Origin of the sequence: Streptomyces sp. NPDC090798 (assembly GCF_044768965.1) — a bacterium.
In the GTDB taxonomy this organism is placed as follows: domain Bacteria; phylum Actinomycetota; class Actinomycetes; order Streptomycetales; family Streptomycetaceae; genus Streptomyces.
The window spans coordinates 390,452-415,724 of sequence record NZ_JBIVXA010000001.1 but is presented as its reverse complement, the minus strand read 5'-3'; the positions used below and the strand labels follow the sequence as shown (position 1 = coordinate 415,724).

General features: G+C 72.5%; 26 protein-coding genes and 1 pseudogene. 14 read left to right on the top strand and 13 right to left on the bottom strand.

Annotation, left to right across the window (positions count from 1 at the left end; all coding sequences use genetic code 11):
- Positions 1–4: 4 nt before the first annotated feature.
- The 3 genes from ACIQTP_RS01760 to ACIQTP_RS01750 all read left to right on the top strand — a co-directional run bounded on the left by ACIQTP_RS01760 (position 5) and on the right by ACIQTP_RS01750 (position 4,559).
- Positions 5–2,152: a GTPase gene (locus tag ACIQTP_RS01760; protein WP_403395264.1), complete on the top strand. Its 2,148-nt coding sequence runs from the start codon at positions 5–7 to the stop codon at positions 2,150–2,152.
- 255 nt (positions 2,153–2,407) lie between these two features.
- Positions 2,408–2,875 (top strand): single-stranded DNA-binding protein, encoded by a 468-nt coding sequence (locus ACIQTP_RS01755; RefSeq protein WP_403395262.1) that lies wholly within the window; start codon positions 2,408–2,410, stop codon positions 2,873–2,875.
- A 274-nt stretch (positions 2,876–3,149) separates the two neighbouring features.
- The gene (locus ACIQTP_RS01750) at positions 3,150–4,559 is read left to right on the top strand and encodes a Cys-Gln thioester bond-forming surface protein (protein ID WP_403395260.1); all 1,410 of its coding nucleotides are present in this window, start codon (positions 3,150–3,152) and stop codon (positions 4,557–4,559) included.
- Positions 4,560–4,680: 121 nt separating this feature from the next.
- On the opposite strand, the gene ACIQTP_RS01745 is transcribed toward ACIQTP_RS01750, so the two are convergent.
- From ACIQTP_RS01745 to ACIQTP_RS01730, 4 genes are all read right to left on the bottom strand, one after another.
- The gene (locus ACIQTP_RS01745) at positions 4,681–5,313 is read right to left on the bottom strand and encodes a sigma-70 family RNA polymerase sigma factor (RefSeq protein WP_403395259.1); all 633 of its coding nucleotides are present in this window, start codon (positions 5,311–5,313) and stop codon (positions 4,681–4,683) included.
- 115 nt (positions 5,314–5,428) lie between these two features.
- On the bottom strand, positions 5,429–6,139 hold the full coding sequence (locus ACIQTP_RS01740) for a hypothetical protein (protein ID WP_403395257.1): 711 nt from the start codon (positions 6,137–6,139) through the stop codon (positions 5,429–5,431).
- 257 nt (positions 6,140–6,396) lie between these two features.
- Complete coding sequence (locus ACIQTP_RS01735; protein WP_403395255.1) at positions 6,397–7,149, bottom strand: YcnI family protein; 753 nt, start codon at positions 7,147–7,149, stop codon at positions 6,397–6,399.
- Positions 7,150–7,179: 30 nt separating this feature from the next.
- Positions 7,180–7,767, bottom strand: coding sequence for a hypothetical protein (locus tag ACIQTP_RS01730; protein ID WP_403395253.1), 588 nt, complete (start codon positions 7,765–7,767; stop codon positions 7,180–7,182).
- Positions 7,768–7,906: 139 nt separating this feature from the next.
- On the opposite strand from ACIQTP_RS01730, the gene ACIQTP_RS01725 reads away from it, so the two are divergent.
- Both ACIQTP_RS01725 and ACIQTP_RS01720 read left to right on the top strand, forming a co-directional pair.
- The gene (locus tag ACIQTP_RS01725) at positions 7,907–8,866 is read left to right on the top strand and encodes a D-2-hydroxyacid dehydrogenase family protein (RefSeq protein ID WP_403395251.1); all 960 of its coding nucleotides are present in this window, start codon (positions 7,907–7,909) and stop codon (positions 8,864–8,866) included.
- A 174-nt stretch (positions 8,867–9,040) separates the two neighbouring features.
- On the top strand, positions 9,041–9,331 hold the full coding sequence (locus ACIQTP_RS01720) for a chaplin (RefSeq protein ID WP_403395249.1): 291 nt from the start codon (positions 9,041–9,043) through the stop codon (positions 9,329–9,331).
- Positions 9,332–9,420: 89 nt separating this feature from the next.
- Here the strand turns inward: ACIQTP_RS01720 and ACIQTP_RS01715 are convergent, their stop codons facing one another.
- The 9 genes from ACIQTP_RS01715 to ACIQTP_RS01675 form a co-directional block, all read right to left on the bottom strand.
- A complete protein-coding gene (locus ACIQTP_RS01715) occupies positions 9,421–10,287 on the bottom strand; it encodes a tyrosinase family protein (protein WP_403395247.1) in 867 nt (288 codons plus the stop codon).
- A complete protein-coding gene (locus ACIQTP_RS01710) occupies positions 10,271–10,696 on the bottom strand; it encodes a tyrosinase family oxidase copper chaperone (protein ID WP_403395245.1) in 426 nt (141 codons plus the stop codon). The genes ACIQTP_RS01715 and ACIQTP_RS01710 overlap by 17 nt, the downstream gene beginning before the upstream one ends.
- Positions 10,697–10,794: 98 nt before the next feature.
- Positions 10,795–11,313, bottom strand: coding sequence for a hypothetical protein (locus tag ACIQTP_RS01705; protein WP_403395243.1), 519 nt, complete (start codon positions 11,311–11,313; stop codon positions 10,795–10,797).
- 133 nt (positions 11,314–11,446) lie between these two features.
- Positions 11,447–12,031, bottom strand: a complete 585-nt coding sequence (locus tag ACIQTP_RS01700; RefSeq protein ID WP_403395242.1) for a vitamin K epoxide reductase family protein — start codon at positions 12,029–12,031, stop codon at positions 11,447–11,449.
- Positions 12,031–12,528 (bottom strand): DUF5949 family protein, encoded by a 498-nt coding sequence (locus ACIQTP_RS01695; protein WP_403395240.1) that lies wholly within the window; start codon positions 12,526–12,528, stop codon positions 12,031–12,033. The genes ACIQTP_RS01700 and ACIQTP_RS01695 overlap by 1 nt, the downstream gene beginning before the upstream one ends.
- A gap of 186 nt (positions 12,529–12,714) precedes the next feature.
- A complete protein-coding gene (locus ACIQTP_RS01690; RefSeq protein WP_403395238.1) occupies positions 12,715–12,954 on the bottom strand; it encodes a chaplin in 240 nt (79 codons plus the stop codon).
- A 108-nt stretch (positions 12,955–13,062) separates the two neighbouring features.
- Positions 13,063–13,365 carry a hypothetical protein gene (locus ACIQTP_RS01685; protein ID WP_402041594.1) on the bottom strand — a complete coding sequence of 101 codons (303 nt, stop codon included), beginning with the start codon at positions 13,363–13,365 and terminating at the stop codon, positions 13,063–13,065.
- Between the two features lie 203 nt (positions 13,366–13,568).
- A complete protein-coding gene (locus ACIQTP_RS01680; RefSeq protein WP_403395236.1) occupies positions 13,569–14,336 on the bottom strand; it encodes a hypothetical protein in 768 nt (255 codons plus the stop codon).
- A 250-nt stretch (positions 14,337–14,586) separates the two neighbouring features.
- Positions 14,587–14,826 carry a chaplin gene (locus ACIQTP_RS01675; protein ID WP_402041588.1) on the bottom strand — a complete coding sequence of 80 codons (240 nt, stop codon included), beginning with the start codon at positions 14,824–14,826 and terminating at the stop codon, positions 14,587–14,589.
- Positions 14,827–15,106: 280 nt separating this feature from the next.
- Between ACIQTP_RS01675 and ACIQTP_RS01670 the strand changes: the two genes are divergently transcribed.
- The 9 genes and pseudogenes from ACIQTP_RS01670 to ACIQTP_RS01630 all read left to right on the top strand — a co-directional run.
- Positions 15,107–15,358, top strand: a complete 252-nt coding sequence (locus ACIQTP_RS01670) for a hypothetical protein (RefSeq protein ID WP_403395235.1) — start codon at positions 15,107–15,109, stop codon at positions 15,356–15,358.
- Between the two features lie 41 nt (positions 15,359–15,399).
- Complete coding sequence (locus tag ACIQTP_RS01665; RefSeq protein ID WP_403395233.1) at positions 15,400–16,596, top strand: glycosyltransferase family 4 protein; 1,197 nt, start codon at positions 15,400–15,402, stop codon at positions 16,594–16,596.
- Positions 16,593–18,086 (top strand): exopolysaccharide biosynthesis polyprenyl glycosylphosphotransferase, encoded by a 1,494-nt coding sequence (locus ACIQTP_RS01660; protein WP_403395231.1) that lies wholly within the window; start codon positions 16,593–16,595, stop codon positions 18,084–18,086. Before ACIQTP_RS01665 ends, ACIQTP_RS01660 begins: the two co-directional genes overlap by 4 nt.
- A gap of 4 nt (positions 18,087–18,090) precedes the next feature.
- Positions 18,091–19,497: an O-antigen ligase family protein gene (locus ACIQTP_RS01655; RefSeq protein WP_403395229.1), complete on the top strand. Its 1,407-nt coding sequence runs from the start codon at positions 18,091–18,093 to the stop codon at positions 19,495–19,497.
- Positions 19,494–21,377: a murein biosynthesis integral membrane protein MurJ gene (gene murJ, locus ACIQTP_RS01650; protein ID WP_403395228.1), complete on the top strand. Its 1,884-nt coding sequence runs from the start codon at positions 19,494–19,496 to the stop codon at positions 21,375–21,377. Before ACIQTP_RS01655 ends, murJ begins: the two co-directional genes overlap by 4 nt.
- A 94-nt stretch (positions 21,378–21,471) precedes the next feature.
- A complete protein-coding gene (locus ACIQTP_RS01645; protein ID WP_403396065.1) occupies positions 21,472–22,164 on the top strand; it encodes a polysaccharide deacetylase family protein in 693 nt (230 codons plus the stop codon).
- Entirely contained in the window at positions 22,164–23,297 is a 1,134-nt protein-coding gene (locus tag ACIQTP_RS01640) for a glycosyltransferase (RefSeq protein ID WP_403395226.1), read from the top strand. Before ACIQTP_RS01645 ends, ACIQTP_RS01640 begins: the two co-directional genes overlap by 1 nt.
- Entirely contained in the window at positions 23,294–23,986 is a 693-nt protein-coding gene (locus tag ACIQTP_RS01635; RefSeq protein WP_402041567.1) for a lipopolysaccharide biosynthesis protein, read from the top strand. Before ACIQTP_RS01640 ends, ACIQTP_RS01635 begins: the two co-directional genes overlap by 4 nt.
- An 8-nt stretch (positions 23,987–23,994) precedes the next feature.
- A pseudogene (locus tag ACIQTP_RS01630) lies at positions 23,995–25,137 on the top strand (GNAT family N-acetyltransferase); the annotation flags it as partial.
- Between the last annotated feature and the right edge of the window lie 136 nt (positions 25,138–25,273).

The window sequence follows — 25,273 nt, the reverse complement described above, 5'->3', positions numbered from 1 at the left end:
CGCGGTGACTGCCGTCACAGACCACACGGATCACGCCGACCACACCGGAGACGATTGCCCCGAAGACGGCACGTCCGACCAGGGAAGTTCCGAAAACGGCCGCCCTGAAGGCTCGCGTTCCGAGGCCGACTCCCCGGAGGCCTTCGCCACGGAGGCCGCGGACGGCGAGCCCGCGGACGGCGAGCCGGCCGCCGGGGAAGCCTCCATGGAGTCCGTCATGGAGTCCGTGACGAAGGCGAAGCCGGAGGTCGAAGCCGAGGCGGACGCGGAGACAGAAGCCGAGGCAAAAGCGGGGGCGGAGGCGGAGACGGAGGATGCCGAGAGGGCTCAGGAGGTCACCTCCGATGCCCCGCGTGGCGGCGCGCACACACGCGTGAAGGACGACGCCGGGCACACACGTGTGAAGACCGACGACGCCTGCGCCCGTGCCGAGTCGGAGACCGCCTGGGACGACGGGCTGATCGCCCGCCGCGTGTCCGAGACGACCACCGGCCAGGAGGCACCGGCCCCGTCCCTGGTCCTGGAGACCAAGACCGCCGTACAGGCCCCGCCGCCCCCGCTCGCGTACGACGGACCCCTGAGGTCGCGGCTGGACGCGCTCCGCGAGCTGGTGGGGCTGTCGCGCACCCGGCTGGACAGCGGGACGCTCGCCGAGGCGAGCCGGGTCCTCGACGAGGCGGCGGCACGCCGCAAGCTGTCCGGTGAGCACACCGTCGTCGCCATCGCCGGAGCCACCGGCAGCGGCAAGTCGCAGCTCTTCAACGCGCTCGCCGGGGTGGCCATTTCGGAGACGGGCGTGCGCAGGCCCACCACCGCGGCGCCCATCGCGTGCAGCTGGAGCGACGGCGCGGCGACCCTCATCGACCGGCTCGGCATCCCTGGACGACTGCGCAGACGTCCGCTGCAGAGCCCGGAGGCGGAGGCGCAACTGCGCGGCCTCGTCCTGGTGGACCTGCCCGACCACGACTCCGCGGCCGTCCAGCACCGCGAACAGGTGGACCGCATCCTGGCGCTGGTCGACGCGGTCATCTGGGTCGTCGACCCCGAGAAGTACGCGGACGCCATGCTCCACGAGCGGTATCTGCGGCCCATGGCGGGCCACGCGGAGGTCACCTTCGTGGTCCTCAACCAGGTGGACCGGCTGCCCGGCGAGGCCGCCGACCAGGTCCTTGACGATCTGCGACGGCTGCTCGACGAGGACGGGATCGCACTGGGCGAGTACGGCGAACCGGGCGCGACCGTGATGGCGCTGTCCGCGCTCACCGGGGACGGCATCGGCGAACTGCGCGAGTCGCTCGGCCAGTTCCTGGCCGAGCGGGGCGCCGCCGCCCGTCGAATTTCGGCCGATCTCGACGCGGCCGCCACGCGACTGCGTCCCGTCTACTCGACCGGGCGGCGCACCGGGCTCAGCGAGGAGGCGCGCGACGAGTTCGCGGACCGGCTCGCGGACGCCGTGGGCGCCACGGCGGCCGGCCAGGCGGCCGAGCGCGCGTGGCGCCGCAACGCCAACCGCGCGTGCGGCACCCCCTGGCTGCGGCTGTGGCGCTGGGTCCAGGACCGGGGGGACCCGATGACGGGCCGACTGTCGGTACGGGCACCCGCGGACGAGGAGGCCACGGCCCGGCAGCGCGTCGAACAGGCGGTGCGTACGGTGTCGGACCGGGCGGCCCGTGGGCTGCCCGCGCCCTGGGCCCAGGCGGTGCGCGAGGCGGCCGTGCGCGGTGCGCAGGGGCTGCCGGAGGCACTGGACGAGATGGCGACGCGCGCCACGACTCCGGTGGGGCGGCCGCCGCGGCCCGGCTGGTGGCCTGCCGCCGTGCTCGCGCAGGCCTCGATGACGATTCTTCAGATCATCGGCGGGCTGTGGCTGCTGGGGCAGATCATCGGGTTCATGGCGCCGAACCTCGGGGTGCCGGTGCTGCTGATGCTGGCGGGCATCATCGGCGGCCCCGCCGTCGAGTGGGGCAGCAGGATGGCGGCGCGCGGACCGGCCAGGCGGTACGGGCTCGAAGCGGAACGGCGGCTGCGCGAGGCCGCCGCCGGGTGCGGGAGGGCGCGGGTACTCGATCCGGTGGCGGCGGAGCTGCTGCGGTATCGGGAGGTACGGGAGCAGTACGGGCGGGTCACGGGGGCGTCGGCGCCGGTCGGATGACGAGGAAACACTCCACGGGCACAAGCGCCTCCACCCCATCGGGTGACGCGGTTGTCCACAACCGGCCGGTAGCACACAGGGCTCAGCGAGCCCGGCCCGACGAAGGCAGTCTGAACTCGCGGCGATCGCAGCGCATGCGAACGCAGAGCGTGTGAACGCAGAGCGTGTGAACGCAGAGCACGCGAACACAGCACATGCGAACACAGCGCATGCGCTCGCCGCGACAGACGCATTCGTACGGGAGAGGGGTCGGACATGAACGAGACGATGGTGTGCGCGGTGGGGAACGTGGCGACGCAGCCGGTGTACCGAGAGTTGGCGAACGGCGCGTCGGCGAGGTTCCGCCTGGCGGTGACGGCGCGGTACTGGGACCGCGAGAAGAGCACCTGGACGGACGGGCACACCAATTTCTTCACCGTGTGGGCGAACCGCGCGCTCGCCACCAACGTGGGGGCATCGCTGTCGGTGGGCGATCCCGTCATCGTGCAGGGCAGGTTGAAGGTGCGTACCGAGGTACGCGAAGGACAGAGCTGGACGTCGGCGGACATCGACGCGGTGGCCATCGGCCACGACCTCTCGCGCGGCACCTCGGCCTTCCGGCGCCCGAACAAGGAAGGGGACACGACCGTGTCCCACCGGCCCGAGCCCAACTGGGAGACGGAACCGGAGAGTCGGTCCCTGGACGCCTCCCAACAGCGGCCGGAACCCGCCGGAGTGACCTGACGTCAGGTGCGGAACCGCCCTGACCGGGCGACCTGACCGAACTGCGGCTTATCGACAAATGCGTTCCGGACAGTACCCATTGATTTGTCGATAAGCGCAGCTCACAGGCTCGCCGACCGATAACGATTCCGATTCGGATCGGCTATCCGACGGCAGGACCGGGAAACGCGGTGCGCCCACGTCCTTAGGATGCCGGGCATAGCTCACGGGGCTTCTGATTCTGCTGGCGGGACCGTCCCCCCATGTCAACGGGTCCTGCTCGAAGGGGAATTCTGTGTTTTCTTCGTTCTCTGCGTGGTCCGCGCGCAGGCGAGGGGCCGCTCGCCTCGCCGCCGCGACGTTGGTGTCGGGGCTCGTCGCCGCGGGGGCGCTGGCCACCGCCGGTGCGGCCGTCGCCGACGATGCCCCGCAGAGTCAGGCCGGCGCGACCGCGACCATCGGCGGTCTGAAGACGTACGGGGCCGCGGTGGTCCATGACAACGGCGTGGACCAGCAGGTGTCCGCCGGTCTGTTCGAGATGTCCGTCGACGGCGGCGGCATGCTGCAGACGTACTGCATCGACCTCCACAACCCGACCCAGCGGGACGCCCAGTACCAGGAGACCTCCTGGAGCGGCACCTCGCTGAACGGCAACAAGGACGCCGGCAAGATCCGCTGGATCCTGCAGCACTCCTACCCGCAGGTGAACGACCTCGCGGCGCTGGCCGACATGGCCGGTGCGCAGGGCCTCACCGAGCAGGACGCGGCGGCCGGCACCCAGGTGGCCATCTGGCGGTACTCGGACGGCGCCGACGTGGACGCGGTGAACCCGCAGGCGGAGAAGCTCGCCGACTACCTGCAGAAGAACGCGCGGAACGTGGCGGAGCCCCAGGCCTCGCTGACCCTCGACCCGCCCGCGGTCTCCGGTCACGCCGGCGAGAGACTCGGTCCGATCACGGTGCACAGCGACGCGGACAGCGTGACGGTGACGCCGCCCGCGGACGCCGCCGCCAGCGGGGTGAAGGTCGTCGGCAAGGACGGCAAGGCGATCACCTCGGCGACGAACGGCAGCCGGCTCTACTTCGACGTGCCGAAGGACGCCACGGACGGTTCGGCGGCGCTGACCGTGCAGGCGTCGACGACCGTGCCGGTCGGCCGGGCCTTCGCCTCGGGGACCCGCAGCCAGACGCAGATCCTCGCGGGCTCCAGCGAGTCCACGGTCTCGGCGACGGCGACAGCGAACTGGGACAAGGCGGGCGCGATACCGGCGCTGTCCGCCACGACGAACTGCGCCAAGGGCGGCGTGGACGTCACGGCGACCGTCGCGGTCGACGCGCCGTTCACCTTCGAGCTGATGGGCGCCGAGCACACCGTCGCGGCGGGCAAGTCCCTGACGGTGACGGTCCCGCTGCAGGAGGACCAGGCGTACGACTTCACGCTGACGGGTCCGAACGGTTTCGAGAAGCACTTCACCGGCATGCTCGACTGCAAGACACAGGGCAGCGCGAGCGACATCACGACCCAGACGGTCGGTGAGCCCAGCCCGGCCCTGGCGAGCGCCGCCTCCACCGGGGACACCAACCTCGCCGAGACCGGTGGCTCCGGCGCGACCCCGATCATGGCGGGTATCGCCGTCGCCCTGGTCGTGATCGGCGGAGCGGCGATGGTCCTCCTCCGTAAGAAGAAGGCACCGGCGCAGAACTGAGCACAGTGGCACCGCACCTTGGCAACTCAACAGTGAGTGACCGCAGCACGGCGACTCCGTGAACCGCGGCCCCGGCCCGCCTCCAGGCGACCGGGGCCGCGCCCCTTTCCGGCCGCGCCCGTCAGGCCATCGCGCCGACCAGCTCGCGCCGCTCGGCCAGTCCACAGCGTTCGGCGTCGGACAGCGAGGCGATCAGGGCGCTGCGGGCACGGGCCACGCGTGAGCGGACCGTACCTACGGGGCAGTCGCTCACCAGGGCCGCCTCCGCGTACGGCAGTCCGAGGAGCTGGGTCAGCACGAAGGCCTCGCGACGCTCCTCGGGCAGTTCGGACAGCAGTTCGTCGAGCGCGATCCCGTCGTCGAAGCCGGGCAGGCCGCGTGGCTGGGCGCGTTCGGCGGCGAGCTGCCAGTCGTCGGAGTCGGCCAGCCGGGGCCGGGCCGCCGCGGTGCGGAAACTGTCGATCACGGCCCGGCGCGCGATGGCCAGCAGCCAGGTACGGGCCGAGGAGCGGCCCTCGAAGCGGTGCAGGCTGCCGAGGGCGCGCAGGAAGGTGTCCTGGGCCAGGTCGTCGGCGCTCTGCGGGTCCGCGCCGAGATAGGTGACGTAACGGCGTACGTCACGGTGCAGGGCGCGGACGAACTGGTCGACGGCGTCGGGGTCACCGGCGCGGGCGGCCAGCGCCCAGGCGGTCAGCGACGCGTCACGTGAGGTGGGCAGGGCAGGAGTGGTCACCTGGTGTCCTTCTCGGGTCATCCGGGACCCGGCGCGCGAGGGCGGCCCGAGGGTCCGGTGAGCGAAACCGACCGCACGAGGACGTACGGCCGAGGCCCGGGGCGCACAGGGGCGGCCTCGGGGAACCGGCTGTCTTTCAGACGACAGCGGTCCCGGCGGGCGGACCCCGAGAAGTGATCGCGTGGACGAGAAGGAGCCTGCGCGGCGCGCGGGCGGAGCGGTCGCGGCGGACGCGCGGACGTGGGCGGCTCACCGGCGCGGGCAGCGCGAGCGGCAGCCGCAGCGGGGCTGCCAGCAGGCCGGCGAGGGCCCGCAGGACACGGAAGACGGCGCGTTCTCCGTGTGCGAGCCAGAGGCCGCAGAGCAGGGCGGCCAGCAGGTGGGCGGCGAGCATGCCGAGCGAGGACGACGTGCCGTCCGCCGCGTGCCCCATGTGATCCATGGCGCCCATGTCCATGGCGTCCATGCGTGTCGAGTCCATGGACACGGAGTTCGGGGGCACGGAGCTCATGGACATGGGGCCCGTGGGCATGGAGTTCATGTCGTGGCCGGTGAAGACCGAGGCCGCCGCGCCCCACACTCCCAGGGATCCCGACGACTGCGCGAGCGAGAACACCGAGTGGAGTACCGCCTGCGCCCCGACGACGGCGGACACGATCAGGGGCAGTCCGCGTTCCCGGCCGGCCAGACACCAGCCCGCGCCGCCGATCGCCGCGCCCGAGACGCCCAAAGCCCACCAGGGCACGGTGCCGCCGGACATCATCACGTGCCCCAGGGCGGCGAGCAGCACACAGACGACCGCGAACACCGCGGCCCGTACCGTGCGAGAACACCACCCAGCAGTCATGGCGGGCTCATCCTCGCATCCGGGCAACAGGCGTCATGGGAGGGTACGGAAATTTCTCACGCCCCACTCATGCGCGGGCTCAACTCGCTTCGGACGCGCGATGTTCACGATCGAGCTGGTGGGCGGTCCGTCCCGCCGACGGAGGACGAGGTCGGCGGGACGGCAACCGCTCAGCGGACGGTCATCGGCCGGTGAGAGCCGATGGAATCCGGTGAGAGCCGGTGAGAGCAGGTGAGAACCGGTGAGAGGCTGCTCGCCTACTCGGAGCGGGCGCTCCGGCCGCGCGCGAGGGCGTAGCCGGCCGCGGCCAGGCCGAGGACGCCCACGACCAGTCCGGCGATGCCCAGGCCACGGGCCGTGGAGTCACTGCTCGAAGTCGAGTCGGCCGCGACGGCCGGCGCCGAGCTCGACGACGAGGACGAGGCGGAGCCCGACGCCGAGGTCCCGTCGGTACCCGTCTTCGCGTCCTTGGCGGTCAGGGTGAGCACCGGCGCCGGGTTCTCCGGCTCCTCCGCACCCTTCTGCGCCTCCTCGATCCAGCGGGCGACATTGCCGTCCGAGTAGGTCTGCAGGGTCTTGAAGCTCAACTGGTCGGTGTCGTCGGGCAGCTGGCCGAAGGCGACGTTGAAGTCCTGGTACTGGCCGTGCCGGATCCGGCCGCCGGTCCAGGTGATCTCCGAGACGGCCTCGGTGATGGTGCCGTCGTCGGTCTTGACGGGGGTCTTGAGCTTCGTGGTCGTCACCTGCGCCGTCCAGCCCTCCTGAGGGGTGACGAGCACACCGAGGACCGGGTGGTCCGTCGGGAGGAAGACCTGCACCTTCGTGGTGCTTGCGGTGTCCTCCTCGTTGGGGACGCGGAAGGTGAGGACACCGTCCGTGGCTCCCTTGGCGTAGGTCTCGGGGTGGACCGTCACATGCGCGAAGGCGGCGCCCGCGGCGGTCAGGACACCGGCCGTGGTGAGGGCGGCGACAAGGCCGGCGCGGCGCAGGGTGGTGCGAATCGGGGACATCAGGGGAACTCCGTACTGGTGGGGATGCGGTCAGGGCGTGTACGCAAGCCCTGCCGGCGGTCCCCGACGGGAGACCGCGTGGCGCAGCAGCAGTTGCCGAAGCGGCCGGGGTTCCCGCGCGGTCCGGCGTACGACGGCCGGCCTGGTCGGTACGGCGGACCACCCCGCGCGCACCCGCCACCAGGCGGCGAGCCCTGGTACGAGCGCCGCGGCGCGCCGCAGCAGGGACCAGAACGCGGCTTCACCGCGCCGCAGCCACCAGGTCGCGAGGAGGGCGGCCACCACGTGGGCGGCGGTGGCGTGCGGTGTCAGGGCGTGCCCGGGCGGGTTCGCCATGTGCACGCCGTGCATGTCCATCGCCATCCGCGGGCCGGCCGCCTCGAAGCCGAGGTGCAGTCCGGCCTGGGCGGCCAGCATCCCGCCGCCGATCCCGACGAGTGAGCGTTCGCGTCCGCCCAGCAGCCAGCCGGCCGAGAAGACGGCGAGGAGCCCCGCGCCGTCCGCCCACAGCGGCGGCGCCTGACCGGTGGCGAGCCCGTGCCCCCCGGCGGCCAGCAGCACGCACAGCACGGCGAACACCGCCGCGCGCAGGCTCCGTACCTCTGGGGACGCACTCATGGAGCCCAGATACTGCCATGGCGGCCGAGCGACCGTCGCGACTTCCGGAGCAGCTGCTTCCTCCGAGGCCGCCCGGGGGCCTCGAAACGCCGCTCGGGTAGGGTCCGGTCGAACCGGGGAGGGACGGGAGGAACCTGACATGCCGCTTCGCTGTGCCGTGCTCGACGACTATCAGGGCGTGGCGACCGAAGTCGCCGACTGGTCGCGCGTGGCGGACGACGTGGAGGTCGTCGGTTTCCGGGAGCACTTCGGCGACGAGGACGCGCTGGCCGCCGTACTCGCGGACTTCGACATCGTCGTCACGCTGCGGGAGCGGGTGCCCTTCCCCGCGTCGCTGCTGGCCCGGTTGCCCCGGCTGAGGCTGCTGATCGCCTCCGGAATGCGCAACACGGTGATCGACTACGCGGCCGCCGAGGCGCGGGGCGTGACCGTGTGCGGCACCCCGAGTTCCTCGACGCCGCCGGTGGAGCTGACGTGGGCGCTGCTGCTGGGGCTTGCGCGGGGGCTCGTCGCGGAGAACGACGCGTTGCGGACGGGCGGCCCCTGGCAGAGCACGGTGGGCGCCGATCTGCACGGTCGCCGGCTCGGCCTGCTGGGGCTGGGGAAGATCGGCGGCCGGGTGGCGCGGGTGGGTCTCGCGTTCGGGATGCGGGTCGGCGCGTGGAGCCGGCACCTCACCAAGGAGCGCGCCGAAGAGGTCGGGGTGGAACTGGCCGCCTCCAAGGAGGAGTTGCTCGCGGGCAGCGACTTCGTCTCCGTGCACCTCGCGCTGGGCGAGCGCACCCGTGGAGTGATCGGCGCCGCCGAGCTGGCCCTGCTCAAGCCGACCGCCTACCTCGTCAACACCTCCCGCGCGGCGATCGTCGACCAGGACGCGCTGCTCGCCGCGCTGCACGAGGGCCGGATCGCCGGAGCGGGCGTGGACGTGTTCGACATCGAGCCGCTCCCGGCCGACCATCCGATGCGCTCGGCCCCGCGTCTCCTCGCCACCCCGCACCTCGGCTATGTGTCGCGGGCCAACTACGAGGCGTACTACGGCGGGGCGGTCGAGGACATCCAGGCCTTCCTCGCGGGCGCCCCCGTACGCCGCCTCGGCTGAGCCTCCTGCCGGGCGGAGCGAGGCCGGGCGAGGGCGCACCGCGGGCCGTGGCGAAAGCCCTGTTCGCCATGGGTGATCCCCGGATGAACGCCGTGACCAGCCGTGGGTGGGCGCGTTGAAGGGGAGTGCGGTCGCGTCCGAGCAGCCGCACTCACCGAGTCAAAGGAGAACGTGATGTCGCGCATCGCGAAGGCAGCCGGTGTCGCTCTCGGCACGGGGGCCGTGGTGTTCAGCGGGGCCGGTCTGGCCATGGCGGACGCCGGCGCTCAGGGCGCCACCGCCGGCTCGCCCGGAGTCCTGTCGGGCAACCTCGTCCAGGTCCCGGTCAACGTGCCGGTCAACGTGTGCGGGAACACCGTCGACGTCGTCGGACTGCTGAACCCGGCCTTCGGCAACCCCTGCGCCAACGTCAGCAACCACGACAGCGGCAACCCCGGCGGCTACGGCTCCGGTTACGGCCAGTGACACGCCCTCAGCGGTCGTAGGCCGACAGCGGGCACAGGCAGGCGAAAGGCCCCCGGCAGTGGTCACTGCCGGGGGCCTCGCCACCACCTCTACGCGTACCGGTAGATCCCGCTGTGGTCCTCCAGCTTGTCCGGTGTCACGCCCCACGGCGGCATCTTCTCGTGCCGCGCGACGATCCGTCCGCGCTGCGAGTCACCGGGACCCGGTGGCCGGGCGGGCAGATAGCGGGCGCCGCGATGCCGCTGCTGCCAGCGGGACCACTGGAGGTCCACGAAGGCGTGGTGCAGCCAGAACACGGGGTCGTTGACGGAGGCACCGCCGAGCATGGCCCCGCCCACCCAGCGGTGCACGCGGTTGTGGTTGTGCCAGGACGCGACACCGGAACCGCTCCCCCAGCCTTCGAGCCTGTTGCGGAATCCCTTGGAGGAGGTGGAGTTCCAGGGGGCCGTGTCGTACTCGGGTTCCGCGAGCGCCGAGTCCAGCTCGCGGCGGGTGGGCAGTTCGATCGGGTTGCCGGGGCGGCCGAAGTCGCGGGTGAGGTAGTCACCATTGGTCACCCCCTCCGTGATGGTCCACTTCCCGTGCGCGTAGGCGAACGGCCCGGTCGTGACCTGTCGGTCGGAGCGCCGCCCGTTGCCCCCCAGCAGGTCCTCGGTCCAGGGCGCGGAGGTCGGCGTCCGGTCCCGCGTCCAGTCCCAGTACGGCACGCTCACCCCGGAGTCCACGCGGCGCAGCGCCCGTTCCAGTTCGAGCAGGAACTGCCGGTGCCAGGGCAGGAAGGAGGGCGCCATGTGGGCCGCGCGCAGTCCGCTGTCGCCGTCCGCGACGTAGTACTGGATGTGCATCCGCACGAATTCGTCGTACTCGCCCCGGCGTTTGACCTCCAGCATCGCGGCGACGAAGCGGCGCCGCTCGGCGGCCGTCAGTGTGCTGACGTCCTTACGCGTGTACGCCATGGTGGGGGCTCCCCTCCGCTTCCGTGTCGCGCAGCTGCTCCGAGGGGCCCAGTTCGTCGACGGCCGCGCGCGCGGCGTCGAGCGCGGTCGGGTACGACTGGTAGTGGTCCATCATGCTCAGGTAGGAGCCGTCCGCGCGGCGCATCAGGTGCAGCGGCCGGCCGTCCACGGTGACCTGCCACTGACTGCCGACGACTCCGACCCGGCCGCCGACGCCGGTCCGCGCGCCGAGAAGGTGGCGGCCGTGGTACATCTCGTCGAACGTGGGGTCCTCGGGGCGGGGTGGCCGCGCGGGCAGCGAGGCCGCGACGACCGGGGCCAGCGCCACGGCGGCGGCCGACACCAGCAGGCCGTGCAGCACGCCCCGCCGGGTCACCGGAACTCCGCTCGACACTCTGCTGACGAACATGCTCTCTCCTCAAACGGATGCGGTGACAGTGACTGGCGCGGGGGCGGAGACGACGGCGGTGGCGGGGACGACAGCGGCGGTGGCGCCCCCGCCGTGGGTCACGCCCCCGCCCCCATGCCCACGTTCGCCCCCGGCACCGTCTTCAGGAGCGGTCCGAGGACGGCGGCCTGAGGGAGCTTCAGGCCCGGCAGCCCGGCGTGGTCGGGGTTCGGCGCGGTGAGCGGGGCGTCCAGGGACAGCCCGGGCGTCAGCGTGGACACAGCGGCCGCGGGCGCGTCGACCCCGAGGTGGTCGAAGCCGTGCCCGAGGAGGTGCGGAAGGGGCGCCCGGACGTCCGCCCCGGGCAGTCCGGCGCCGACCGGCAGCTGCGGTACGGCCCGCTCCGGAAGCATCCGTCCCTGGACGTACCGGGGACCGTCGGGTCCGCCCGGCATGGGCACGGGCAGCTCCCCGGCGATCTTGGGCGTCTGCAGGTTGAGGGCACGCTCCACACCGTCCAGAGGTACGGGGACGGGGACCGTTGCGGCCGCGACGGCCGGGGTCGCGGCGGCGGCACCCATCACTGCCGCGACGCCCGTGACGACGGCGGCAAGAGTTCCTCGAGTGGTCGGCTTCATCTCAGGTACGGTCCCTTTCAGGATTCGGGGTCTGCGTCCGTACCGGGTAACGATCCTGAGAACGCCTTCAGTTCAAGATTCCCCCGACGGGCCCAATAGTCAGCTCGTCAGGATATTAAGTTCATACAATTAGTCAGCTCGTCCAGAAATCCCACCAGCGTGTCAGGATCAGCATCCCGATGATTCCGATGTGCAGGAGCGGCAGAACCCAGGTGAATTCGCCGAGGAATCTCTTCAGCCAGCCGGGCGCGGGCAGGAATTCATTTCGTACGTTGAATGACGTCACATACCAGAACATGATGATCGTGGCGACCCAGGCAAGGCAGCACCACAGGCACAGCGAGTTGATCCGGTACAGCGACTGGAACTGGAGCCACGTACAGAATCCGACGCCGAAGAGAGTGCCGGCGTTGAGGGTCAGCCAGTACCAGCCCGGAAATCCGGCGCCCGCCAGCAGGCTCATGCCGACGCAGATCACGATGCCGTACGCGACGAGACCGAGCATCGGGTTGGGGAACCCGAAGGCCGAGGCCTGGTCGCTCTTCATGATGTTGCCGCAGGAGACGACCGGGTTCAGGCTGCATCCCGGCACGAAGTTCGGGTTCTCCAGCAGTTTGAACTTGTCGATCGTGATGACCCACGCGGCGAGCAGACCGGCCGCACCGGTGATCACCAGCAGCACGGCGAGCGCACGGCTGCCACCCGCGGTCCGTGTCATCAGCCGCGCAGACTGCGCGCGGGCAGGAGCACGTGCGCCGCGCTGAGCAGGGTCCCCTCGTCGCCCGCGAAGGCAGCCAGGTTCTCCGGCGCGACGGGCTTGCCGGGCACGGCGTCGGGCCAGGCGCGGGTGGCGAACAGGAAGTAGGCGTAGCCGCGTTCGCCGACCGCCACGAGCCATTCGGGCGGCACGAGGCACTGGGCGTTGAGGTACGGCATGGTGACGACGGCCTGGCCCGCCTCGACGAGGAGGGTGAGCGGCAGGCTGGGCTGCCTGGCCCCGTCGAGGAGCGTGTCACCGACGGGCAGACCGTTGTCGCGCAGCAGTTGCTCGATAGCGACCTTGGAGCCCTCCGGGCCGCCTTCGCCGTCACCCAGGGAGTAGGCGAGGAGGTAGGGCATGTCTCCGTCGGGGGCTTCACCGCTGAACGCCATGACGGCGAGCGTGCCGAGATCGGCGGCCCGGAAAGGGCGCATTTGGCTTGAGGTTGAGGTCACCGCGGAACCCTATCGACGCACTCGAAAGGCCCGGCTCCTTTATCACCCGGACGGGCGACAACCAGGCGGGCGACCACACGAACGAGGGACGCTCTCGAACAATGCGAAGGGCCGACTCCGCGCGGCGCGGAATCGGCCCTTTCAGCCGGCGTACGGCATCACTTTCAGCTCAGCCCGCGTACGGCGTCACTGGTTGGCGCACTTGCTCCCGAGCGCCGGGTTCAGCGCGCCGATGACGTTGACGCTGAGGCCGCAGGCGTTCACCGGAACGTCCACGGGTACCTGAATGACGTTGCCGGAGGCGACACCCGGGGAGTTGGCCGCTCCGCCCTGGGCACCGGCGTCGGCGACGGCGCTGCCCGCCGCGGCACCCGCGGCCATTCCGGCGGTGGCGAAAAGCAGTGCGACCTTCTTGGCAGTGTTCATCGTCCGTCCTTTCCTTGGCGGTGCGCTTCAGCCTAGGGATGCGTCCGACCGTCTTCCGGAAAGACACGCGATGAAAGGGAACGGGAACGGGGCTCCGCAGCGAACCGTTCAGTTCTGAAGGGGAAGTCCGCCGAGAAGCTTTGCGGGGCCACCGGCCGAGTTGAGCGCCTTCGTCGCGCCATTCACGGTGTTGAGTACCGAGTTCTTGTTCTCGGTGTCGAGCGCGTCCGACTGGTGCCGCAGGGGCTGCACGTCCTCCAGGCTGAGCGAGCGCTGGCTGGTGAGGGTCTCCAGGGCGCCGTTGAGGCTGGTGGGCGTGAGGTCGGAGGCCTGGGCGGCGAAGGCGGGCGCGGCGGCACCGGCGATGACCATGGACCCCGCAACGACAGCGGCAGCCTTCAGGGACTTCATCGTGTTCCTTTCTTCGGCAACTCATGTCACCAGAGAGAAATTTCGCTTTGTCCTGGCTAACGAGCTCCGGACGCGGCGGAAACCCTGTGTGCAGAAATTTCCTGCGCACATACACACATACAAAACAGCCGTCGTGCACACGTACAGAACAGCCGCCGTACCGACCGATGGGGTCGGCACGACGGCGGTGTGGTGACTCGGGGTCAGACCGCGGGCAGGCTCGGCAGGGCGGGGGTCGGCAGCGCGGGCGTCGGCAAGGCAGGTGTCGGCAGCGCGGGCGTCGGCAGGGCGGGAAGCGGTGGCAGACCGGGCAGGTTCGCCGCGGGCAGGGCGCCGCCGAGGACCACGGAGACGACGAAGTTGACGAGGCCCGTCACCACGGCCGTGGCCGCGGGCACCACCTTGGTGGCGTCGCCCGAGGTGACCGCCGCGACGAGCGCGTCGACCGCCTTCTGGAGGGCGGTGAGCGCGTCGCCCGCGAGGTCCCGCGCGGCCGGGGCGCGCGAACCCTTGTCGCGCGGCGCCTTGTTGTCCCGCTCCTCGGCGCCCGCGCTGTCGCCCTGCGGCTCGGCGGTCTTCTTCACCGAGGGCAGCGTGGGTACGGCGGGCAGGGTGGGCAGGGAGGGCGTCGTCGTGGCCGGCGGGGTGACCGGAAGGGCCGCGCCGGCCTTGGCGATCGCGTCCTTCACGGCCTGGGCGAGCTTCGCCGCCTGGTCGGCGGAGAGCTGGCCGTTGTCCGCCTTGAGCGCGGCGTCGAGCAGATCGGTGACGGGGGCGAGGACGCCGGCGATGTCGGCCAGCGACTTCACCTGCGCCAGCAACGCGTCCGCGCCGGGGACGGGTGCCGCCGCATGGGTGTGACCACGCGCCGAGTCGCTGTCGGCCGCCAGCGCGACCGGCCCGGATATCCCGAGCAGGAGCGAGGCACAGAGTACGGAGGACGCGAGGCGCCGCGCGGGCAGAGCACGCATGGATGTTCCCTTCGATGGTGCGTCGGATCTCGATGCCCACCGTGGAAGTACCAGTCGCCACCTGCAACCGATCGAACACTCCATGGAGCGACCTGAGCCCCCTGCCGCCGCCGTCTTCGCTGGTGAGAAGCCATGCCGAGCCCTTGGCGCCCCTTCCCTCCATTCGGGGCGCCCGCCCTCCGTTCGGGCCGACGCGGACCGGCCGCCCTCCCGCTGGGGAGGACGGCCGGCGGAAGGGTCCGGTCTGACGTCAGTCGGTGGCGCACTGGTTGCCGAACCCGGGGTTCAGCAGGCCGACCACGTCGACGGTGAGCCCGCAGGCGTTGACGGGGATGTGGATCGGAGCCTGCACGACGTTGCCCGACAGGACGCCCGGGGAGTGGGCGGCCGCGCCGTGTGCGTCGCTGTCGGCGGCGGCGATGCCGGCGGTGCCCGCCATGGCGGCGGCGGCAACGGAGGTCAGGGCCAGGCCCTTCGCGATACGCGACATGGAGAAGTGCTCCTTGGAGTTGTCCAACATCCGGGCGGGATGCCCGGCGCTGGAATCAACGCGCGGCACACGCGCGGGTTGTGCCTCCAAAGGAGTGATCCCGCGACCGCCACACTTCACTATTCCGACACACTTGTGAGGTTTCTCCGAATTAATACGGATAGCGACTAGAGTCGGCCACCTCCTGAGGCTGCTTGGCATCAGACGCCGGAAACAGATCCGCAGATTTCCGTCCGTCCGCTGGTCCCGAACCTTTTCTCCCGAAAGGGCAACGCCGGTCATGCGTCATTCCCCGGGCCCGCTGCCGCGCCGTGCGAGGGCGTACGAGAAGCGGACGGAGCCGCCGCGGCACCTGACCCTGTTGATCGAACACGCGCCCGCCTACTCGAACACTCCCGGCCGCGACGCCGGCGTCCTCGACCTCGGCAGCGAAATCCGGCGCAGGGGTGACCAGTTGGGCGTCCGGCTCGTTTCGCAGCGGGACGCGGCCTGGGTCAGAGCGCTGCTCGCCGCCGTCGACGCGCAGCAGTGACGCGCGCCCGTGAGCGCAGCCCGTTAGCGAGGAACCCGCGCATGCACCTGCCATCGACCGACCCCCCACGGGTCCTGCACCTCACCCAGCCGGTCGACGGCGGAGTCGCCCGCGTGCTCACCGACCTGGTGAAGACGCAGCTCACCGATGGAGCACACGTCACGGTGGCCTGCCCGCGGGACAGCGACCTCGCGCACACGCTGCGGGCCCTCGGCAGCGACGTACGGCACTGGCCGGCGACGCGTGCGCCGGGTCCGCGACTGGCACAGGAGGTGCGGCGGTTCGCCCTGGTCGTCGCGCAGGCACGGCCCGATGTGGTGCACGCGCACAGCGCCAAGGCGGGGCTCGCCGGGCGGCTCGCCGTGCGCGGCCGGGTGCCGACCGTGTTCCAGCCGCACGCCTGGTCCTTCGAGGCGGTCGACGGGGTCACGGCGGCCCTCGCGCTGAAGTGGGAGCGCTGGGGGGCGCGTTGGGCGTCCCGGGTGGTGTGTGTGAGTGAAGCGGAGCGCACGACCGGCGTGCGCGCCGGTATCAGGGCCCACTGGACCGTGATCCCCAACGGCATCGACACGGAGCACTTCCACCCGGCGGCCGAGGGGACCGTACGGGCCGGAATCCCCCTGCTCAGCCAAGCCGGGGGCGATCCGGCGGCTCCGCTGGTCGTCTGCGTCGGGCGGCTGTGCCCGCAGAAGGGCCAGGACGTCCTGCTGGAGGCCTGGCGGGCGGTGGTCCGGCAGGTGCCGGGGGCCCGGCTCGTGCTGGTCGGCGACGGGCCGGACGCCGGGCGCCTACGGGCCGCGGCGCCCGCGGGAGTCCTGTTCGCCGGGGCGTCCCCCGACGCCCTGTCCTGGTACCAGGCCGCTGATCTCGTGGTGCTGCCGTCCCGCTGGGAGGGCATGGCGCTGGCCCCGCTGGAGGCCATGGCCTGCGGGCGTCCGGTCGTGCTGACGGACGTGGACGGCGCCCGGGAAAGTCTGCCGCCGGGCCTCGGCACCCGCTGTCTGGTCCCCGCGCGGGCACCGGGCCCGCTGGCCCGGGCGATCTGCGCCCTGCTCGCCGATCCGCCACTGCGCGCGTCGCTCGGGCACCAGGGGCGCCGCCACGTACTGGCCGCGCACGACGTACGGCGCGCCACCGCCGCGGTCGCGGACGTGTACCGCGAGCTGCTCGCCCCGGAGTCCGGCGCGCGCGCCGCGTGCGGGGAACACACCGAGTACAGGGAGTCCAGCCACACGTGACTGCGGAAAGCACCGTCCCCTCCCCCGGCGGACAGCCCCGGGAGTACGGATTCTCGCCCGTCTCGGTCATTCCTCCGCGCGGGGCCGACGAGGGCTTCAGATTCCCGGCCGGACAACGGCCGCCCTCCGCGCGCCACTTCGTACGGCACCTCGCGCGACGCTCCGTCTCGCGCGGCGCACCGCTGCCGTTACTCGTCGCGGACGGCGGCGCCGCGCTGCTCGCCGGTCTGGTGCTCGCCGAGGTCCGGCCGCACACGCCGCTGGTCGCCGCACTGGTGCTCGGCGTCCTCGCGCTGAGCGCGCACGCGAGGCTGTACCGCCCCGCGCCGGTACCCGCGGTACTGGACGAACTGCCGGTCGTCTGCGCGCGGATCGCGGTGACATGGTGCGCGATCGCGGCCCTGGTGGCGGCGCTCGTCCCGGCCACCGCGCTGTCCGCGCGCACGCTGGCGGCGGGCTGTGTGCTCCAGTCGGCGGTGAGCTGCGCGGGCCGCGCCGCCGTGTACTGGCGGCTGCGCAGGGCTCTGCTCCTGCGCCCGAGCGCCGCGCTGGTGATCGGCCCCGCGGCGACCGGCCGACGGGTGGCCGCGGCGTTACTGCGCCATCCTCGCTACGGACTGCGGCCGGTGGGCGTCGTCGCCGACCAGGCGGCCGGGACCGACGGCCTGCCGGTCCTGACCACCGGCGAGGAAGTGCAGCGGGCCCTCATCCAGAACAGCGTGCGCGCCGTGCTCGTCGTGGAACCCCGCCGCGAACACGGTCCCCTGCTGCGGGCGTTGGCCGAGGCGGGCTGCACGCTGTGGCAGCTCGACGCGGACTCCCCGTCGCACACGGCCGACTCCCCCACGCACAAGACCGGGAGCAGCCGGCTCGCCGGGTTCTCCTGCGAACGGATCGACGTCTCCCGGCGCCACGGGAACCTCGCCAAACGGCTCCTCGACATCGCCGTCTCCGGGACGCTGCTCCTGCTGGTCAGCCCGCTGCTGCTGATGTGCGCGGCGGTGCTGCGGCTGAGCGACGGGCCCGGTGTGGTCTTCCGGCAGGAGCGCATCGGCAAGGACGGGCGGCCCTTCACCCTGCTGAAGTTCCGCACCCACCGCCCGGTCGACGCACACGAGGCCGCGACCCGCTGGAGCGTCGCGGACGAACGGGAGATGGGCCGCTTCTGCCACTTCCTGCGCCGCTTCTCGCTCGACGAACTGCTCCAGCTCTGGAACGTCCTGAGGGGCGACATGAGCCTGGTCGGCCCCCGCCCCGAACGTCCCTACTTCGTCGGCAAGTTCAGCCAGACCTACCCCGGCTACGCGGCCCGCCACCGGATGCGGACCGGCATCACGGGCCTCGCCCAGATCCACGGGCTGCGCGGCGACACCTCCATCGAGGACCGCTGCCGGTTCGACAACGCGTACATCGACAACTGGTCGCTGTGGCAGGACATCTGCATCCTGCTGCGCACGGCCGCCGCGCTCGTCCGTCCGACGGGGAGCTGAGCCGATGAGCCAGGCACTGCCGGTTTCGCCGCTCGCCCCGCTGACCGCCGCGCTCCGGCGCGCACTGCCCGTCCTGCCCGTCGTCGCGGTGATCGCCCTGCTCGGACTGCCGGTCGCGCCGGACACCGAGGGCGGCGCTAACCTCGCGGACGCCATGTCCGGCCTGGCCGTGGTGTGCTGCGCGGTGCGTCTCGTACGAGCCCGTCGGCGCCCCCTGTCCCGTACCGCCGCGGTGGTCCTCGGACTCCCCGTGGTCGGCATCGCGATCGCGGCGGCCGGGGCGGCGAGCCCCGGGGCCGGGATCACCGGGCTCGCCCGCTATCTGCAGATCTTCGTGCTGGTCCCGGCGGCCGTCCTGCTGTCGGTGCGCGACCGCCACGACTTCCGGCTGCTCGCCTGGTCGTTCGTCGGGCTCGCGCTGTGGCAGGGCGCCGTCGGAGTGCGCCAGTACGTCACCGGGACCGGCGCCACCTACATGGGCGAGGACATCCGGGCCGTGGGCACCTTCGGGCCGACGGACGTGATGGGCATGGCGACCGTGGTCGCGTTCGGGCTGGTGTGCGCGGTGGCGCTGGCGCTCGGGTCGCTCACCCCGCGGCAGCGGACGGCCGCCCTGGTGTGCGTGCCGGCGCTGCTGCTGCCGCTCGCGCTGTCGTTCAGCCGAGGCGCGTGGATCGCCACGGTGGTGGCGTGCGGCGCCCAGTTGGTGCTGGCGGGACTGCGGCGCGCGGTCAAGGTGGGCGCCGCGGTGGCCGCCGCGGGCGTCATCCTGGTGGGCGGGTTCGGTATCGGCACGGTGATGCTCCAGGAGCGCATCGACAGCATCACGCAGGTCACCGACGCCCCGGACCAGTCCGTCGTCGACCGGTACACGATGTGGGCGGCGGCCGTCGACATGTGGCGCGACCACCCGCTGACCGGCGTCGGGCTGAAGGCCTTCCCCGACCAGCGCGACGGGCACGCCTCGCTCGCGCTCTCCTCGGGCAGCGACATCGGGGGCGCGGGCTCCGCCTACCGCAAACAGCCGCTGCTCTCGCCGCACAACATGTACCTGCTGGTCCTCAGTGAACAGGGCCTGATCGGGCTGCTCGCCCTCGTGGGCGGCTGGGGGGCCCTCCTGGTGTGCGCGCTGAGCGGACTGGCCAGGGTACGGCGGACCCCGTCGGGTCTCGACTGCGCGCTCGTCGGGTGCGGGCTGCTCGTCTGGCAGCTGTTCGACTTCGTGTACGCGGACATCGGCGGGCCTTCCACCGTGCTGACGGCCGTGGTCTTCGGGCTGGTGGCGTGGTGGGCGCTGATGGATCCGGCCTCACCGGTGTCCTCCTCGTCGGTGTCCGGCTCGTCGGTCTCCGGCTCGTCGGTCTCCGGCTCGTCGGTCTCCGGCTCGCCGGAGGAGGCCGCGGCGCGATGACGGTGAAGCCTCCCCGGACGACGGCCGGCCGCGACGCCGATCCCCGGGTCGACACCAGGGCCGAGGGCGGTTTCGAGCCCGGCTTCGAGCCCGGCGGCGCACTCATGCTGCCCTCCGCCCGCAGCGCTCCCCCCGCATCCGACACACACCTCACTTCCGACCCGCGCGCCACGCCCGACCCGCCCGCCGCACCCACCCCACCCCCAGACCCCCCGGCCTCCCCCAGCCAGCCAGGCTCCCCGGACGCCCCGGACGCCCCAGACGCCTCGGACTCACCGAACTCACCGAACTCACCGAACTCACCGAACTCACCAGAACCCTCCTCCAACCGCTTCCTCGCCAAGGCCGCCCTCGTCACGATCGCCCTGTCCATCGCCGGGGCCCTGCTGGGCCTGGGCCGCGACCAGGCCCTCGCGCACCTGTTCGGGGCGGACTCCGACACGGACGCCTTCCTGGTCGCCTGGACCGTGCCGGAGTTCGCGGCGACGCTGCTGATCGAGGACGGCCTCGCCTTCGTGCTCGTACCGGCGTTCAGCATGGCGGTGGCCCGGCGCGCCCGGGGATCCGTCGGCGACCCGGTCCGTGCCCTGGTCGCCGCCACCCTGCCCCGTCTGACGCTCGCCTTCATGGCCACCGCCGCCCTCCTCATCGCCGGAGCCCCCTACCTGGTCGAAGCCCTCGCGCCCGGCCTGCCCCACCCCGAACTCGCCGTCGACTGCACCCGGTTGACGGCCACCTGCGTCCTGAGCTTCGGGCTGGCCGGCTACTGCAGCGCCGCGCTGCGGGCACACCGCAGGTTCGTCGCGCCCGCGGCGATCTACGTCGCGTACAACACCGGCATCATCACGGCGATGCTCGTACTCGGCGGGCACTGGGGGGTGCGCTCGGCGGCCCTCGGGGTCGCGGTGGGCGGCGCGCTGATGGTGGTCGCGCAGGCTCCGTCCCTGTGGCGGCAGCTCGGCCGGCGGAGCGCGGCCGGGAAGGAGGCGGCCCTCGAGAGGATCGAGGCCGCCCGCCCGATGGACCTCACCCTCGTCACCACCGTCCTGCTCTTCGCCCTGGTCCGTCAGTCGCAGGTCCTGATCGAACGCTTCCTGGCCTCCTCGCTGCCCGCAGGCGCCATCTCGCACCTGAACTACGCGCAGAAGGTCGCGCAGATGCCGATGGTGCTCTCGCTGATGCTGTGCACCGTCACCTTCCCGGTGGTGGCGCAGGCGATGGCCGAGGGCGACACCGAGCGCGCCCGCAGCCGGGTGGAGCACGATCTGGCCGTCGTCTCCTGCACGGTGCTGCTCGGCACGGCGGCGGTCGTCGCGTGTGCGCCGCAGATCATCCAGCTGCTGTTCCAGCGGGGCGCGTTCACCGCCCAGGACACCGCGGCCACCGCCGCCGTCATGCGCGTGTACGCCCTCGGGCTGCTCGGCCACACCCTGGTGGGCGCTCTGGTCCGCTCGTACTTCTCCTCGGGGCGGCCCACCTGGTACCCGCTGTTCGCGATGACCGCGGGGATCATCGCGACCTCCTGGATCGGCGCGCTGACCGTCGGTTCCTGGGGCGTGTGCGGGATCGCGGCGGCCAACGCGGGCGGCGTCACCCTCAGCGCCCTGCTCCTGCTGTACGGCATGGGCCCGCGCAGTGTGCCGATCCGGACCCGGATCGTGGTCGCCGAACTCGGCAAACCGGTGCGCGCGGCACTCGTCGCCGCCGCCGTGGGGACGTTCTGCGCGAGCCATGTGCGCTCCCCCCTGCTCGGTCTCCTCACCGGCGGCACGGTCGTGACCGTCGTGTTCGCCCTGCTGGCCTGGGCCCTGCGGGTCCAGGCCCTCGCACCCGCCCTCCGTTCCGTCACACGAAGGCTCCCGCATGTCCGTTTCCGCTGACAGCACCCACGGCATCAGACGTACCGGCACCAGACGTACCGCCGGCGTCAGACGTATCGGTTCGGGCTCCGTCGACGTGGCCCCCTGGGTGGCGATGTACCACTCCGTGGGCGACTGCTTCGACGACCCGTACCGCGTGACGGTCTCCCCGGACCGCCTCGACCACCAGCTCGGCTGGCTGCGGCGCCGCGGCCTGCGCGGGGTGGGCGTGTCCGAGCTGCTCGCCGCCCGCGCGCGCGGTGCGGGCCGGGACCTGGTCGGTCTCACCTTCGACGACGGGTACGCCGACTTCGTCGAGGCCGCCCTGCCCGCCCTGCGCCGGCACGACTGCGGCGCGACCCTCTTCGTCCTGCCCGGCCGGCTGGCCGGTGAGAACGCCTGGGACCCGCTCGGCCCCCGCAAGCGCCTGCTCGACAAGCGGGGCATCCGGCTGGCCGCTGCCTCCGAGGGCATCGAGATCGGCTCGCACGGGCTCACCCACGTCGATCTGACGCGGGCGGACGACGCACTGCTGCACGCCGAGGTCTCCGAAAGCAGAGCACTGCTCTCGGAGTTGATCGGTGCTCCCATCCAGGGCTTCTGCTACCCGTACGGGACGGTCGACCAGCGGGTCGTCGACGCCGTACGCGCCGCCGGCTACACCTACGCCTGCGCGATCGACCCCGGCCCGCTGACCGGCCCGTACGCCCTCCCCCGCGTCCACATCGGCGAGAACGACAGCTCCGTACGCCTGCTGCTGAAGCTCAAGCTGCACCGGCTGCGGCGCCGACCGGTCGAGGGGGCCTGATGAAGGCCCTGCACATCATCACCGGTCTGGGCATCGGCGGCGCCGAGCAGCAACTGCGCCTGCTCCTGCGCCATCTGCCCGTCGACTGCGACGTCGTCACCCTCACCAACCCGGGCGCGGTCGCCGACGGCCTCATCGACGACGGCGTCCGTGTCGTCCACCTCGGCATGACCGGCAACCGCGACCTGGCCGCCCTGCCCCGGCTGGTGAAGCTGATCCGCGCGGGCGGCTACGACCTCGTCCACACCCACCTCTACCGGGCCTGCGTCTACGGCCGGATCGCCGCGCGCCTGGCCGGGGTGAAGGCCGTCGTGGCCACCGAACACTCCCTCGGCGACTCGCAGATGGAGGGCCGCAGGCTGAGCGCGGGCGTCCGCGCCCTGTACCTGGCCAGCGAGCGCCTCGGCCGCGCCACCGTCGCCGTCTCCCCGACCGTCGCCGACCGGCTCCGGCGCTGGGGCGTGCCCGGACCCCGCATCGAGATCGTGCCGAACGGCATCGACGTGACCCGCTTCCGCTTCGACCCGGTGCTGCGCGAACGCACCCGCCGCCGCCTCGGACTGCCGGAGGGCGCGTACGTCGTCGGCGGCGTCGGAAGACTCACCGCGGGCAAGCGGTTCGACGTCCTCATCCGCGCGCTGGCCGAACTGCCCCGCGACTACTGGCTGCTGCTGGTCGGCGGCGGCGCCGAGGAGAGCGTGCTGCGGCGGGCGGCGCACGACGCCGGGGTCATGGACCGGGTGCTGTTCACCGGCGAGCGCCCCGACGGCGGCCTCCCGGGCGCCGATCTGCCCTCGCTGACAGCGGCCATGGACGTCCTCTGCTCGCCCTGCGCCGAGGAGGCGTTCGGACTCGCGGTGGTGGAGGCGATGGCGGCCGGGCTGCCCGTGCTCTACGTCTCCTGCCCGGCCGTCGAGGACCTGCCGCCGAGCGTCGCCCGGGGGCCCCGCCGGGTCCAGGGTGGCGCCGACTCCTTCGTACGCGCCCTCCCGCGGGTCCGTGCGGAGGGCCCCGGGCCGCGTTCGGTACCGGCCGCCGCCCACCACTACAGCATCACCCGCAGCGCCGCGCAGCTCATGGACGTGTACGCGGCCGCCGTCTCCTGCACCTCTCTGGGAGTGAGTTCCTCATGACCGAAAACCCCACCCGGCAGCACCGCCCGTCCGGACCCTCCGGCCCGTCCCTGCCCTCCGGTCCGACGCGCGCGGCCTTCGCCCGCGGGCGGATCGTGCCACCGTGGTCACTGCTCGCCGCCGGTGTCCTTCTCGGGGGCGCGCTCGGGGGCGCGTACGGCGTCCTCAAGCCCCCGACGTACACGGCGACGAGTTACGTCATCGCCGTCCCGACCGACCAGTCGGACCCGGCGTCGGCGCTCGGCTTCGCACAGGCGTACGGCCGCGTCGCCACGCAGCTCGCGGTGCTCGGGGACGCGCAGGTGTGGGCCGGAGTGCCGGTGAAGACGCTGGAGCAGAGCGTGCAGACGGCGACCTCGCCCGACGCGCCGATGGTCGCCGTCTCCGCCACCTCCTCCCGCCCGGACCTCGCGGCCGACATGGCCAACGCCGTCACGCGCGCTCTGACCCGGCACGCCAACGACACCAAGAGCAGCACCCACGTGGAACTCCAGCAGTTCTCCCGCGCGCCGAAGCCGACCACCGCCTCCTCGGCCTCCCCGAAGGTGACCGGTCTGGTCGGCGCGAGCGCCGGCGGGCTGCTGGGCGCCCTGGTCCTGCTGGTCCGTCCCCGGCGCACCGCGGACCCCGCACTCCAGGCCTCCGTGCCGAGCCCGGCCACCGCCGCCGACGTACACGGCCAACGGTGAGCGGGGCGCTGCGGACCGGGGTACGCCCGACCCGGGGATCATTACGAGCCGAAGTCATCACTGACGAAAGGGAGTTCGCCGCACTCGCCCCGGCCTGGGGACGTCTGTACGACCGGTGCGCCGCCGCCACCCCTTTCCAGAGCCACGCCTGGCTGCACTCGTGGTGGCTGTCGTACGGCTCCCCAGGCGGCCTGCGGCTGGTCCTGGTCCGCGAGGACGGCGAGCTCCGCGCGGTCGCGCCCCTGATGCGCGCACACCGTCCGCTGCCCGTGCTCGTCCCGCTCGGCGGGGCGATCTCCGACTACGCCGACGTCCTCATCGACGACGGAACCGACGACGGGACCGACAACGAGCACACCGACCGCGCCGCCGCGGCACTCACCGAGGGCCTGTCCGCGGTCGCCCGCACCGCGCTGATCGACTTCCGTGAGGTATCGCCCGGCAGCGCGGTGGAACGGGTCTACGAGCGCTGGCGCGGACCACGCCGCCGGGTACCGGACTCGCTCTGCCTGGAACTGCCCGCCGCCTCCATGGACGACCTCGTCGGGCGGCTGCCCTCGTCCAAGGCCCAGCGCGTCCGGGCCAAGCTGCGCAAGCTCGCCTCGCTCGGCATCGAGCAGCGCGACGTCCCGCACGGCGAGGTGGACGCGGCACTGCGCCGGCTGCTGGAACTGCACCGACTCCAGTGGCAGGGCCGGAAGGTGACGACCGAACACCTCCAGAAGCGGTTCTCGGAACATCTGGTCCGGTCGGTGGGCCCGATGGTGCGCTCCGGTGACGCCGTGGTCACCGAGTTCAGGCTCGACGACACCGTGATGGCCGTGGACCTCACGCTGCTGTCACGGCGCCTGGCGGGCGGCTATCTGTACGGGGCCCACCCGGGGCTGCGGGAGCGCAAGGCGGACGTGGCGGTGATGCTGCTCAACGCCTGCGCCCGGCATACCGAGGGCGGCGGACGCGGAACGCTGAGCCTGCTGCGCGGCGACGAGCCATACAAGCACCACTGGCGCCCGGAACCCGTGGTCAACCATCGGCTGCTGCTCGCCCGGCGGCGCACGGCGCCGCTGATGTCGGCGGTCGTCTGCGACGTCGCCGCGCGCGGCCGGGGCAAGGAGCTGGTGGCTCGGTGGAAGGAGCGGGGTGGAGGTGGGACGGACGGTGGCGGTGGGGGGGGGGGGGGGGGGGGGGGGCCCCCCGCCCCGGGGCCCCGCGGGGGGGCCCCCCCCCCCCGCGGGGGCCCGGGGGCCCCCCCCGCCCCCAAAACCACCCCACGCCCCCCGGGCACCG

Excerpts from the sequence above, each read along its gene's own strand:
- ACIQTP_RS01755 (WP_403395262.1), top strand. The coding sequence starts at position 2,408 with ATGAACGAGACGATGGTGTGCGCGGTGGGGAACGTGGCGACGCAGCCG.
- ACIQTP_RS01745 (WP_403395259.1), bottom strand. The coding sequence starts at position 5,313 with ATGACCCGAGAAGGACACCAGGTGACCACTCCTGCCCTGCCCACCTCA.
- ACIQTP_RS01740 (WP_403395257.1), bottom strand. The coding sequence starts at position 6,139 with ATGACTGCTGGGTGGTGTTCTCGCACGGTACGGGCCGCGGTGTTCGCG.
- ACIQTP_RS01735 (WP_403395255.1), bottom strand. The coding sequence starts at position 7,149 with ATGTCCCCGATTCGCACCACCCTGCGCCGCGCCGGCCTTGTCGCCGCC.
- ACIQTP_RS01730 (WP_403395253.1), bottom strand. The coding sequence starts at position 7,767 with ATGAGTGCGTCCCCAGAGGTACGGAGCCTGCGCGCGGCGGTGTTCGCC.
- ACIQTP_RS01725 (WP_403395251.1), top strand. The coding sequence starts at position 7,907 with ATGCCGCTTCGCTGTGCCGTGCTCGACGACTATCAGGGCGTGGCGACC.
- ACIQTP_RS01720 (WP_403395249.1), top strand. The coding sequence starts at position 9,041 with ATGTCGCGCATCGCGAAGGCAGCCGGTGTCGCTCTCGGCACGGGGGCC.
- ACIQTP_RS01715 (WP_403395247.1), bottom strand. The coding sequence starts at position 10,287 with ATGGCGTACACGCGTAAGGACGTCAGCACACTGACGGCCGCCGAGCGG.
- ACIQTP_RS01710 (WP_403395245.1), bottom strand. The coding sequence starts at position 10,696 with ATGTTCGTCAGCAGAGTGTCGAGCGGAGTTCCGGTGACCCGGCGGGGC.
- ACIQTP_RS01705 (WP_403395243.1), bottom strand. The coding sequence starts at position 11,313 with ATGAAGCCGACCACTCGAGGAACTCTTGCCGCCGTCGTCACGGGCGTC.
- ACIQTP_RS01700 (WP_403395242.1), bottom strand. The coding sequence starts at position 12,031 with ATGACACGGACCGCGGGTGGCAGCCGTGCGCTCGCCGTGCTGCTGGTG.
- ACIQTP_RS01690 (WP_403395238.1), bottom strand. The coding sequence starts at position 12,954 with ATGAACACTGCCAAGAAGGTCGCACTGCTTTTCGCCACCGCCGGAATG.
- ACIQTP_RS01685 (WP_402041594.1), bottom strand. The coding sequence starts at position 13,365 with ATGAAGTCCCTGAAGGCTGCCGCTGTCGTTGCGGGGTCCATGGTCATC.
- ACIQTP_RS01680 (WP_403395236.1), bottom strand. The coding sequence starts at position 14,336 with ATGCGTGCTCTGCCCGCGCGGCGCCTCGCGTCCTCCGTACTCTGTGCC.
- ACIQTP_RS01675 (WP_402041588.1), bottom strand. The coding sequence starts at position 14,826 with ATGTCGCGTATCGCGAAGGGCCTGGCCCTGACCTCCGTTGCCGCCGCC.
- ACIQTP_RS01670 (WP_403395235.1), top strand. The coding sequence starts at position 15,107 with ATGCGTCATTCCCCGGGCCCGCTGCCGCGCCGTGCGAGGGCGTACGAG.
- ACIQTP_RS01665 (WP_403395233.1), top strand. The coding sequence starts at position 15,400 with ATGCACCTGCCATCGACCGACCCCCCACGGGTCCTGCACCTCACCCAG.
- ACIQTP_RS01655 (WP_403395229.1), top strand. The coding sequence starts at position 18,091 with ATGAGCCAGGCACTGCCGGTTTCGCCGCTCGCCCCGCTGACCGCCGCG.
- murJ (WP_403395228.1), top strand. The coding sequence starts at position 19,494 with ATGACGGTGAAGCCTCCCCGGACGACGGCCGGCCGCGACGCCGATCCC.
- ACIQTP_RS01645 (WP_403396065.1), top strand. The coding sequence starts at position 21,472 with ATGTACCACTCCGTGGGCGACTGCTTCGACGACCCGTACCGCGTGACG.
- ACIQTP_RS01640 (WP_403395226.1), top strand. The coding sequence starts at position 22,164 with ATGAAGGCCCTGCACATCATCACCGGTCTGGGCATCGGCGGCGCCGAG.
- ACIQTP_RS01635 (WP_402041567.1), top strand. The coding sequence starts at position 23,294 with ATGACCGAAAACCCCACCCGGCAGCACCGCCCGTCCGGACCCTCCGGC.